Here is a 10,215-nt window from a genome sequence, read left to right as displayed (position 1 = left end):
GATCGTCCGGAACTGACGAGCGCAAAGATCATCGTGTCGGGTGGCCGTGGTCTGGGCAGCGGCGAGAACTACATGAAGGTGCTCGAGCCGCTGGCCGACAAGCTCGGCGCGGCACTGGGCGCATCGCGTGCGGCGGTCGACGCGGGCTTCGTGCCGAACGACTATCAGGTTGGCCAGACCGGCAAGATCGTCGCGCCGCAACTGTACGTCGCGGTCGGCATCTCGGGTGCGATCCAGCACTTGGCCGGCATGAAGGACTCGAAGGTCATCGTCGCGATCAACAAGGACGAAGAAGCGCCGATTTTCAGCGTGGCCGATTACGGTTTGGTTGGCGATCTGTTCACCCTCGTGCCGGAACTCGTGAGCGAACTCGGCTAAGCGCCGCGGCGCCTGCAAGAGGCCGCCGAAAGCAAGCGAAGGGCGCAGGACCGACCAAGTCCCGCGCCCTTTTTTCATATCAAGGGAGGAGAACCGAAATGAGCTATACGGCGCCCATCAAGGACATGCTGTTCGTGATGAAAGAACTGGCCGGACTCGAAGACATCGCGAAGCTGCCCGGCTTCGAGGACGCGAACCTCGACACCGCGCAGGCCGTGCTCGACGAGTCGGCGAAACTATGCGGCGAAGTGCTCGCGCCGCTGAACGTCGACGGCGATCGCAATCCGAGCAGTTGGAAGGATGGCGTGGTCACTGCGACGCCGGGTTTCAGGGAAGCCTTCCGCCAGTTTGCCGAAGGCGGTTGGCAGGGCGTGCAACATCCGCTCGACTACGAAGGCCAGGGCCTGCCGAAGCTGATCGCGACGCCTTGCATCGAAATGCTCAACGCGTCGAACCTCTCTTTTGCGCTGTGTCCGTTGCTGACCGACGGCGCCATCGAAGCGCTGCTAACCGCAGGCAGCGAAGCGCAAAAACAGACCTATGTGCCCAAGCTGATTTCCGGCGAATGGACCGGCACGATGAACCTGACCGAGCCGCAGGCCGGCTCCGATCTCGCGCTCGTACGCACGCGCGCCGAGCCGCAGGCCGACGGTTCGTTCAAGCTGTTCGGCACGAAGATTTTCATCACGTGGGGCGAGCACGACATGGCGAAGAACATCGTGCATCTGGTGCTCGCACGCACGCCGAACGCGCCCGATGGGGTGAAAGGCATTTCGCTGTTCCTTGTGCCGAAGTTTCTCGTCAACGAAGACGGCTCGCTCGGTGAGCGCAACGACGTGCATTGCGTGTCGATCGAACACAAGCTCGGCATCAAGGCGAGCCCGACCGCGGTTCTGCAGTTCGGCGATCACGGCGGCGCGCTCGGTCAGCTGATCGGCGAAGAGAATCGCGGCCTCGAATACATGTTCATCATGATGAACGCCGCCCGTTTCGCGGTCGGGATGCAAGGCGTCGCGATCTCGGATCGCGCGTATCAGAAGGCGGTCGCGTATGCGAAGGAGCGCGTGCAGAGCCGTCCCGTGGACGGCTCCGCGAAGCAGTCGGTCGCGATCATCCAGCACCCGGACGTGCGCCGCATGCTGTCGACAATGCGCAGCCTCACCGAGGCGTCGCGCGCGCTCGCCTACGTCGCGGCCTCGCACTGCGACGTCGCGCATCGTCATCCGGACGATGCGACGCGCGCGAAGCATCAGGCGATCTACGAATATCTGGTGCCGATCGTGAAGGGCTGGAGCACGGAGCTGTCGATCGACGTGACGAGCCTCGGCGTGCAGGTGCACGGCGGCATGGGCTTCATCGAGGAAACCGGCGCTGCCCAGTACTACCGCGACGCGCGCATTCTGCCGATTTACGAAGGCACGACCGCGATCCAGGCCAACGACCTGGTCGGTCGCAAGACGCTGCGCGACGGCGGCAAGGTCGCGAAGGAACTGCTCGCTGGCGTCGCCGAAACGGTTGAAGCGCTTGGCGCGCAGCAGGGCGCGGCGTTCGCGTCGATGCGCACACAGCTCGCGCAGGGCCAGCGCGCGCTTGGCGCAGTCGTCGATTTCGTCGTCGCCAATGCGAAGGGTGATCCGAATGCGGTGTTCGCGGGCAGCGTGCCCTATCTCAAGCTCGCGGGCATCGTGCTGGGCGGCTGGCAGATGGCGCGTGCGCAGCTTGCCGCGGCGACGAAGCGCGACGAGGACCCAGCGTTTCATGACGCGAAGATCGCGACCGCGCGGTTCTACGCCGAGCACGTGCTGCCCCAGGCGGCGGCGCTCGAAGTGGCGATCGTCAGCGCGAAGGGGGGCGAGGGCGTGCTGGCTTTGTCGGAAGACCAGTTCTGAGCATGCCTCGATGCCGGCCGCGACGCGGCAGCACATTGAAATGCAAACGGCGCCCCGCGAGGCGCCGTTTGTTGGTCCGGCTGCTGTTTGTTGCGGCCTGCGCCGCGGCCAGGGCCGCGTCAGCGCACGCACTCAAACTCACGCATACGCCGGCCGATGCTCGCCCGCGGTCTCGCCGAGATAGCGGTGCACCGACAGATCGTCCGCGCGAATCGCGGGCTGCTTGCCCGACATCAAGTCGGCGAGCAGTTGGCCCGAGCCGCACGACATCGTCCAGCCAAGCGTGCCGTGGCCGGTGTTCAGGAACAGGTTCGGCACCGGCGTGCGGCCGACGATCGGCGTGCCGTCCGGCGTCATCGGCCGCAGACCGGTCCAGAACGTCGCCTTCGACGTGTCGCCGCCGCCCGGGAACAGGTCATTCACAGAAAGCTCGAGCGTCTCGCGGCGCGCCTGGCGCAGCGATTTATCGAAGCCGACGATCTCGGCCATCCCGCCGACACGAATCCGGTCATCGAAGCGCGTGATCGCGATCTTGTAGGTCTCATCGAGCACGGTCGACACCGGCGCGGCAGTCGCGTCGACGATCGGCGCGGTGATCGAATAGCCCTTCAGCGGATAGACCGGAATTTTCACTATGCCATCGAGGAAGCGCGTCGAATACGAACCGAGCGCGACCACGAACGAATCCGCGCGCACGAGCTCGCCGCCGCACTGCACGCCGGCGATGCGGCCGCCCGCCATCGCGAGCGCGTCGATCGACGTGTCGTAGCGGAACTTGACGCCCAGTTCTTCGGCGAGCGCCGCGAGGCGCGTCGTGAACATCTGGCAGTCGCCGGTTTCGTCGCCGGGCAGGCGCAGGCCGCCGGTGAGCTTGTGCGACACCGCGGCGAGCGCTGGTTCGGCCTTGGCGAGTTCGTCGGCCGTCAGCAGTTCGTATTGCACGTTGGCTTCCTGCAGCACGGCGATGTCTTTCGCGGCGCCGTCGAACTGCTGTTGCGTGCGAAATACCTGCAGCGTGCCACCGGTGCGGCCTTCGTACTCGATGCCGGTGTCGGCGCGCAACGCCTGCAGGCAGTCGCGGCTGTATTCGGCCAGCCGCACCATACGGCCCTTGTTCACCGCATAGCGCGGCGCCGTGCAATTCTGCAGCATCTGCCACATCCATTGCAGTTGGAACGCGGTGCCGTCGACGCGAATCGCTAGCGGCGCGTGCTTCTGGAACATCCACTTGACGGCCTTCAGCGGCACGCCCGGGGCGGCCCACGGCGAAGCGTAGCCCGGCGAGATCTGGCCCGCGTTGGCGAAACTGGTTTCGAGCGCCGGGCCGGCCTCGCGATCGATAACGGTCACTTCGTGACCGGCGCGCGCGAGGTAATACGCACTCGTCACGCCGACGACGCCACTGCCCAAAACGACGACTCGCATAGCTGCTCCAGATATCCAAAAATTGAGTGAGGGCAAGGCGCTCGTCGGAGGGTTCGATCTGATTCGATTCGGCGAGCGGCAACGTGAGGTGAAATACCGTTTGCCCAGTGTTAATCGCTATACTATTGGCAGTGAGATAGGTTTTGTTATCGTATTTTCATCATTTTTAGAAGAAACACCATGCGTACCCAGCGCCAGCCCGTGCGGGCTCTCGACAAGCTCGATCACAAGATCCTGCGGCTCCTGCAGCAGGACGGCCGTATGGCGATGAAGGACCTGGCGGAGCAGGTCGGTCTGTCGGTGACGCCGTGCATCGAGCGCGTCAAGCGGATGGAGCGCGACGGCGTGATCATCGGCTACTACGCGCGCGTGAACCCGGCCGAGCTGGGCGCGGCGCTGCTCGTGTTCGTCGAGATCACGCTCGATCACAAGAGCGGCAACATGTTCGACCTGTTCCGGCGCGAGGTGCAGAAGATCCCCGAGGTGCTCGAGTGCCACCTCGTGTCGGGCGATTTCGACTATCTGATCAAGGCGCGCATCGGCGAAATGGCCGATTACCGCAAGTTGCTCGGCGATATCCTGCTGCAGCTGCCGGGTGCGGTGCAGTCGAAGAGCTATGTGGTGATGGAGGAAATCAAGGAGACGCTGACGATCGCGGTGGGCGAGTAGGTGCCGGTTCACTGACGGCTCGGACGCGCATCAAGCGACCAACGAAGTGCTCGACAAACGGCGTAAATACTGTATATTTATACAGGTGTTTTGCGCCGCTTTCCTTTGACGCTTCCTGTTTGTGTTTGCTTTGCGTGGCCCGCCGTGGATGACCCCGACACCCCTGACATTCCCGAATTTCCGATCGCGCCGCCGGCGCCTCGCAAGGGGCGCGGCGCGGTCACGAACCTGCAAGGCCGCTACGAAGTCGACCAGCGCGAAGCCGTCCACGACGGCTGGCAGACGGCCGAGGAAGACGAGGAGCCGAAGGTCCTGCGCACGCAGGTGTTCGAGGAGCGCGCAAAAACCATCCTCACACGCAATGCGTCGCCGGATATTCCGTTCAATGTGTCGCTGAATCCTTACCGGGGCTGCGAACACGGCTGCATCTATTGCTTCGCGCGGCCCACGCACAGCTACCTGGGCTTGTCGCCCGGGCTCGATTTCGAAAGCCGCATCTACGCGAAGATCAACGCGCCCGAACTGCTCGAGCGGGAACTGTCGAAGAAGTCCTATGTACCCGAGCCGATCGCGCTCGGCGTCGCCACCGATGCATGGCAGCCGGCCGAACGTGACTTGCGTCTTACGCGTCGTGTGATCGAGGTGCTCAGCGAGCGCAACCACCCGTTCGCGGCGATCACCAAATCATCGCTGATCGAGCGCGACATCGACCTGCTTGCGGCGATGGCCGAGCGCGGGCAATTCATGGCGGCGATCACCATCACCACGCTGGACGCCGACATCGCGCGCACGCTCGAACCACGCGCGGCCACGCCGTCGCGCCGGCTGCGCACGATCCGTACGCTCAGCGAGGCGGGCATTCCGGTCGGCGTCAGCATTGCGCCGGTGATCCCGTTCGTCACCGAACCGGATATGGAGCGCGTGCTCGAAGCATGCGCCGAAGCGGGCGCCAGCAATGCGAGCTATATCGTGCTGCGGCTGCCGTGGGAGGTCGCGCCGCTGTTCAAGGATTGGCTGAGCGCACATTTCCCGGATCGGGCCGAGCGCGTGATGAGCCGTGTGCGCGACATGCGAGGCGGCAAGGACTACGATTCTTCGTTCTCGACCCGCATGAAGGGAGAGGGCTTATGGGCGGATCTGCTCAGGCAGCGCTTTCACAAGGCCGTGCGCCGGTTAGGGTTGAACGGGCGCGACCGCGGCATTCTCGACATGTCGCACTTCCGCCGGATCGAGCCGCCGCGCGCCGAGCAGGCGAGCGCACCGGCGCGCGACAATCCGCAACCGAGGCTTTTCTAGCGCGCAGGAACGTCTGCGAGTCCCGCGACGGGGGGCATTACTGCGAAATCGCTTTGGCCGCTTCGACCTGACTTTCGAAGTAGGTCTGGAACGCGAGCGCGAGACCGGTCATCAGCAGAAACGCACCGATCAGCAGCGAAAAGATCACGACGAAAATGACCGTCCAGCCGGAGCGGCTTTTGCGTTGCGTGTGGGTGTTGAATTGCGCATCCCATTTCTGATCCGGACGCAGCCCGTAGACGAGCGCGGCCAGAAACGCAGCAAACAGCGAAACCGCGCCGATCGACGCGAGCACCCAGCCCAGGATCGACGCGCGCTCGGTCGCGACCAGCAGCATCACGCCGGGAATGCCGATCAGCGTGCCGAGTAGATGCGCCCAGCCGTAGATGTCCCGGGTGCCGTACAGATAGAAGCGGTGAGCGCCGAGGCTGCCGAACAGGAACGCCAACGCGGCGGTGAGCGTCTTGGATCTGAAGCGCGGGGAAGTCGAGGCAGCGGTGGGCATGAACGCGTGGGCAGAGTGACGGGCGGTCGAAAGGAGCGGCTCGCCGCGGGGGCGAGGACCGACGCGCATTCTACGCCTGCGGCGCGCGGGTGGTCACGTGGAGGACGATCGCCCAGGCTGAAAGCGGCGCGGCGGGATGCGCCGGACCTGGCTCAAGGTCAGTGCAGCCGTTCAGCCGGACATGCGTGCATCCGCGCGTTACGGCGCTGAATACGTGACGCGATAGATCGCGCCGGCGGTATCGTCGCTGATCAGTAGCGAACCGTCTGGCAGCGGTAACACGTCGGCGGGGCGGCCCCAGACCGATTCGCCGGGTTGCAGCCAGCCTTCGGCAAAGACCTGCTGGCGTGCGTGGCTGCCGTCAGGGTCGGTGATCACGCGCACGACGCGGTAGCCGACCTTCTTGCTGCGGTTCCACGAGCCGTGCTCGGCGATGAAGATGTTGTTGCGGTAGTCGGCTGGAAACATCGGGCCGTCGTAGAAGCGCATGCCAAGCGCCGCCACGTGCGCGCCAAGCTTGACCACTGGCGGCGTGAATTCGCTGCACGGATGATCCTTGCCGAACTCGGGGTCGGGCGTGTCGCCGCCGTGACAGTACGGAAAGCCGAAGTTCATGCCGACTAGCGGCGCGCGGTTGAGCTTGTCGCTCGGAATATCGTCGCCGAGCAGGTCGCGACCGTTGTCGGTGAACCACAGTTCGTGGGTGACCGGATGCCACGCGAAGCCGACCGAATTGCGGATGCCGCGCGCGACGACCTCGTAGTGGCTGCCGTCCGGGTTCATGCGGCCAATCATCGCAAAGCGGTCCGGATCTCTCTGGCAAATGTTGCACGGCGCGCCTTGCGGCACGTACAGCTTGCCATCCGGGCCGAACGCGATGAATTTCCAGCCGTGATGCGTGTCCGTCGGCAGCTTGTCGGTGACAACGACCGGTTTCGGCGGATCGTTCAAGTGCGAGTCGATCGCATCGAAGCGCACGATTTTCGACACGGCCGACACATACAGCGCGCCGTCGCGCCACGCGACGCCGGCGGGAATCTGCAGCCCGGACGCGATCACGTGGTGACCCGTCACGCGGCCGTTCCGCAGTTCGAGCGCATACACATGGCCATCGTCGCTGCCCACGTAGAGAATGCCCTTGGGCGACAACGTCATCGCGCGCGCGCTCGGCACCTCGTCCGACGACACTTCGATGTGAAAGCCCGGCGGCAGCTTGATTTTCTCGATGGGCAGCGCGGCGATTGCCGTCAACGCCTGCGCGGCGATAACCGCGGCCGCTACCGCACGTAGAATCCGGCTGCACGAGGTGCGCGAAAGTCCAGCAAAGCGTACGAAAAAGGCACAAAAGGCGAACGGAAACGGGAGTTTCGGCTGGCGTTGCACAGGCGCTCCTTCAGGTAATTCGGGCGTTTGAACGGGTTCTCGCACCTCTTGTAGAAGATGGGTGCAGCCCGGTTCCGCAGTTTATCCCGGTAAGTGTTTGTTATGGCGTCGGTTTCCCGCTATAATCGCGTGTTTCAGTCGTTCCGAACCCCGGTTTTCAAGGATTCTAGTATGGTCATCATCCGCTTGGCTCGTGGCGGCTCCAAGAAGCGCCCGTTCTACAACATCGTCGCCACCGACTCGCGCAGCCGTCGTGACGGCCGCTTCATCGAGCGCGTCGGTTTCTACAACCCGGTCGCTACGAAGGGCGAGTCCCTGCGTATCGCTCAGGATCGCCTGACGTACTGGCAAGGTGTTGGCGCGCAACTGTCGCCGACCGTCGAACGTCTCGTGAAGGAAGCGCAAAAGGCGCAGCCGGCTGCTTGATATGGCGGCCCGCAGGCGTATCGTCGTCGGTTCGGCCGGCGGCTCGCGCAACTCGCGTAAGCAGTCCGATGCGCAATTTGTTTTACTGAAGCAGACGCCAAAGCAGGCTGCGAAGTTGTTGTCGAGGTTATTTGATGTCTGAGCGTGATTCCGGCAGTTCTGGTAGCGTCAAGGCAGCTTCGCGCGCAAAGGCGTCTGGTCAGGCGTCGTTCGGTGCATTCGTCCGCAAGCCGGTCGAACGAACCGACGGCAAGGCGAAAGAGGCGCAAGCCAATGCCGCGAACGCCGATTTCGAAGCTGCAGAAATGCGCATCGAAACGGCGGCAAGTTGGCCGGCCGATGCGGTCGAAGTCGGCGCAATCGTCGACGCCTATGGTCTCAAAGGCTGGGTCAAGGTAGCCGCGCATGCGGATGTCGGGCAAGGCGGCGACGTCTTGCTGAGCGCGAAGCGCTGGTGGCTGCTGAAAGGCCAGGAGCGCAAATCGGCGCCGTCCTTGCAGGCCAAAACACATAGCGACAGCGTGGTCGCCCGTCTGGGTGGCGTCGCTGACCGCGATACGGCGTTGGCTCTGCGCGGTTCTCGCGTATACATCGGCCGTAGCGAATTTCCGGCGCTCGAAGCCGACGAATTCTACTGGGTCGATCTGATCGGCCTGGACGTGGTGAATCTCGCCGGGCTCAACCTCGGCAAAGTCGCCAGCATGATCGACAACGGCGCGCAGTCGGTGCTGCGCATCGAATATCCGGCTACCGACAAAAACGGCAAGCCGGTCGCAGGCGAGCGTTTGATCCCGTTCGTCGGCGTCTTTGTCAAAACGGTGGACCAGGCGGCAAAGCAAATCGTCGTCGACTGGGAAGCTGACTATTGAAATCTATCGTTGAGTGGGGAGAGCGATGCAGTTCGATGTCGTGACGCTCTTTCCAGAAATGTTCCGCGCGCTGACTGACTGGGGTATCACCAGCCGGGCCGCGAAGCAGCAGCGCTACGGGTTGCGTACGTGGAACCCGCGCGATTTCACGACGGACAACTACCGCACGATCGACGATCGCCCATACGGCGGCGGCCCTGGCATGGTTATGCTGGCCCGGCCGCTCGAAGACGCGATCAGTGCCGCGAAAGCGGCGCAGTCGGAGCAGGGCATCGGTGCGTCGCGCGTCGTGATGATGTCGCCGCAAGGCGACACACTGAATCACGAGCGCGTGATGAAGTTCGCGGCCGAACCCGGTCTGATCCTGTTGTGCGGGCGCTACGAAGCGATCGACCAGCGTCTGCTGGACCGTGTCGTCGACGAAGAAGTAAGCCTTGGCGACTTCGTGCTGTCGGGCGGCGAGTTGCCCGCGATGGCGTTGATGGATGCGGTCGTGCGTCAGTTGCCTGGCGTGCTGAACGACTCACAGTCGGCGGTGCAGGATAGCTTCGTCGATGTGCTGCTCGATTGTCCGCACTACACGCGTCCCGAGGAATACGAGGGCGTGCGGGTGCCTGATGTGCTGCTCGGCGGCCATCATGCGGAAATCGAAGCGTGGCGGCGGCGCGAAGCATTGCGCAACACGTTGAACAAGCGGCCCGATCTGATCGTGAAGGCCAGAAAGAACAGAATGCTGAGCCGTGCCGACGAGGCGTGGCTCGCGAGTCTCGCGAAGGAAGAGCCGAAGGCCTGAGGCCCCGGTCTTTCGAGCGGACACAAGGCGGTGCCGCACATGCGTGTGCGGTGCCAGATGTGAACCCATCCTCTATCGGGGCCGTAGCCCAACGCAGTAATTGCGTGAGGCAGGTACGAACGCCGACAAGATGGATCTAGGAGTCAGTGATGAATCTGATTGCAAAACTCGAGCAGGAAGAAATCGCGCGCGTTCTCGGCGAAAAGACCATTCCGGATTTTGGTCCCGGCGATACGGTCATCGTCAGCGTGAACGTGGTTGAAGGCACGCGTAAGCGTGTGCAGGCTTACGAAGGCGTCGTGATCGCCAAGCGTAACCGTGGTCTGAATTCGTCGTTCATCGTCCGTAAGATTTCGTCGGGCGAAGGCGTCGAGCGTACGTTCCAGACGTATTCGCCGCTGCTGGCTAGCATCGTCGTCAAGCGTCGCGGCGATGTGCGTCGTGCGAAGCTGTACTATCTGCGCGAGCGTTCGGGCAAGTCGGCTCGAATCAAGGAAAAGCTGGTCTCGAAAGACCGCGCTGCTTCCCAAGCGTAAATGCTGTAAGAAAAAGCACCCCTCGCGGGTGCTTTTTTGTTGGCCA

At 63.5% G+C, this 10,215-nt stretch carries 11 protein-coding genes; 8 read left to right on the top strand and 3 right to left on the bottom strand.

Going from position 1 to position 10,215, the window contains the following annotated elements; all coding sequences use genetic code 11:
* On the top strand, positions 1 to 378 hold a 378-nt coding region (locus tag HDG39_RS13130; RefSeq protein ID WP_221305725.1), incomplete at its 5' end, for an electron transfer flavoprotein subunit alpha/FixB family protein.
* Positions 379 to 476: 98 nt separating this feature from the next.
* Positions 477 to 2,267 carry an acyl-CoA dehydrogenase gene (locus tag HDG39_RS13125; RefSeq protein WP_184006331.1) on the top strand — a complete coding sequence of 597 codons (1,791 nt, stop codon included), beginning with the start codon at positions 477 to 479 and terminating at the stop codon, positions 2,265 to 2,267.
* 138 nt (positions 2,268 to 2,405) lie between these two features.
* Here the strand turns inward: HDG39_RS13125 and HDG39_RS13120 are convergent, their stop codons facing one another.
* Entirely contained in the window at positions 2,406 to 3,692 is a 1,287-nt protein-coding gene (locus HDG39_RS13120) for a D-amino acid dehydrogenase (RefSeq protein ID WP_184006330.1), read from the bottom strand.
* 180 nt (positions 3,693 to 3,872) lie between these two features.
* Here HDG39_RS13120 and HDG39_RS13115 point away from each other — a divergent pair, with 180 nt between their 5' ends.
* Together HDG39_RS13115 and HDG39_RS13110 are read left to right on the top strand one after the other, a co-directional pair.
* The gene (locus HDG39_RS13115; protein WP_184006329.1) at positions 3,873 to 4,361 is read left to right on the top strand and encodes an Lrp/AsnC ligand binding domain-containing protein; all 489 of its coding nucleotides are present in this window, start codon (positions 3,873 to 3,875) and stop codon (positions 4,359 to 4,361) included.
* A 144-nt stretch (positions 4,362 to 4,505) separates the two neighbouring features.
* Positions 4,506 to 5,657, top strand: a complete 1,152-nt coding sequence (locus tag HDG39_RS13110) for a PA0069 family radical SAM protein (protein WP_184006328.1) — start codon at positions 4,506 to 4,508, stop codon at positions 5,655 to 5,657.
* A 37-nt stretch (positions 5,658 to 5,694) separates the two neighbouring features.
* Here HDG39_RS13110 and HDG39_RS13105 read toward each other — a convergent pair whose 3' ends face one another.
* Positions 5,695 to 6,162 carry an NINE protein gene (locus HDG39_RS13105; RefSeq protein ID WP_184006327.1) on the bottom strand — a complete coding sequence of 156 codons (468 nt, stop codon included), beginning with the start codon at positions 6,160 to 6,162 and terminating at the stop codon, positions 5,695 to 5,697.
* A 198-nt stretch (positions 6,163 to 6,360) separates the two neighbouring features.
* Positions 6,361 to 7,455, bottom strand: coding sequence for a PQQ-dependent sugar dehydrogenase (locus HDG39_RS13100; protein WP_503125001.1), 1,095 nt, complete (start codon positions 7,453 to 7,455; stop codon positions 6,361 to 6,363).
* 261 nt (positions 7,456 to 7,716) lie between these two features.
* Here HDG39_RS13100 and rpsP point away from each other — a divergent pair, with 261 nt between their 5' ends.
* The 4 genes from rpsP to rplS all read left to right on the top strand — a co-directional run bounded on the left by rpsP (position 7,717) and on the right by rplS (position 10,169).
* Positions 7,717 to 7,971 (top strand): 30S ribosomal protein S16, encoded by a 255-nt coding sequence (rpsP, locus tag HDG39_RS13095; protein WP_013090118.1) that lies wholly within the window; start codon positions 7,717 to 7,719, stop codon positions 7,969 to 7,971.
* A 134-nt stretch (positions 7,972 to 8,105) separates the two neighbouring features.
* Positions 8,106 to 8,840, top strand: coding sequence for a ribosome maturation factor RimM (gene rimM / locus HDG39_RS13090; RefSeq protein ID WP_184006325.1), 735 nt, complete (start codon positions 8,106 to 8,108; stop codon positions 8,838 to 8,840).
* Positions 8,841 to 8,865: 25 nt separating this feature from the next.
* Positions 8,866 to 9,633 (top strand): tRNA (guanosine(37)-N1)-methyltransferase TrmD, encoded by a 768-nt coding sequence (trmD, locus tag HDG39_RS13085; RefSeq protein ID WP_184006324.1) that lies wholly within the window; start codon positions 8,866 to 8,868, stop codon positions 9,631 to 9,633.
* Positions 9,634 to 9,782: 149 nt separating this feature from the next.
* Positions 9,783 to 10,169, top strand: coding sequence for a 50S ribosomal protein L19 (gene rplS, locus HDG39_RS13080; RefSeq protein WP_013090115.1), 387 nt, complete (start codon positions 9,783 to 9,785; stop codon positions 10,167 to 10,169).
* The last annotated feature ends 46 nt before the right edge of the window (positions 10,170 to 10,215 follow it).

Source organism: Paraburkholderia lebeckiae (assembly GCF_014201005.1).
Classification (GTDB): domain Bacteria; phylum Pseudomonadota; class Gammaproteobacteria; order Burkholderiales; family Burkholderiaceae; genus Paraburkholderia; species Paraburkholderia tuberum.
Note: the sequence above shows the minus strand (reverse complement) of the source record. Positions and strands in the feature narration are given on the sequence as shown.

What these genes read in the sequence shown, in the direction of transcription:
- rimM (WP_184006325.1), top strand. Translation starts at nt 8,106, where the DNA reads ATGTCTGAGCGTGATTCCGGCAGTTCTGGTAGCGTCAAGGCAGCTTCG.
- trmD (WP_184006324.1), top strand. Translation starts at nt 8,866, where the DNA reads ATGCAGTTCGATGTCGTGACGCTCTTTCCAGAAATGTTCCGCGCGCTG.
- rpsP (WP_013090118.1), top strand. Translation starts at nt 7,717, where the DNA reads ATGGTCATCATCCGCTTGGCTCGTGGCGGCTCCAAGAAGCGCCCGTTC.
- rplS (WP_013090115.1), top strand. Translation starts at nt 9,783, where the DNA reads ATGAATCTGATTGCAAAACTCGAGCAGGAAGAAATCGCGCGCGTTCTC.
- HDG39_RS13105 (WP_184006327.1), bottom strand. Translation starts at nt 6,162, where the DNA reads ATGCCCACCGCTGCCTCGACTTCCCCGCGCTTCAGATCCAAGACGCTC.
- HDG39_RS13125 (WP_184006331.1), top strand. Translation starts at nt 477, where the DNA reads ATGAGCTATACGGCGCCCATCAAGGACATGCTGTTCGTGATGAAAGAA.
- HDG39_RS13120 (WP_184006330.1), bottom strand. Translation starts at nt 3,692, where the DNA reads ATGCGAGTCGTCGTTTTGGGCAGTGGCGTCGTCGGCGTGACGAGTGCG.
- HDG39_RS13115 (WP_184006329.1), top strand. Translation starts at nt 3,873, where the DNA reads ATGCGTACCCAGCGCCAGCCCGTGCGGGCTCTCGACAAGCTCGATCAC.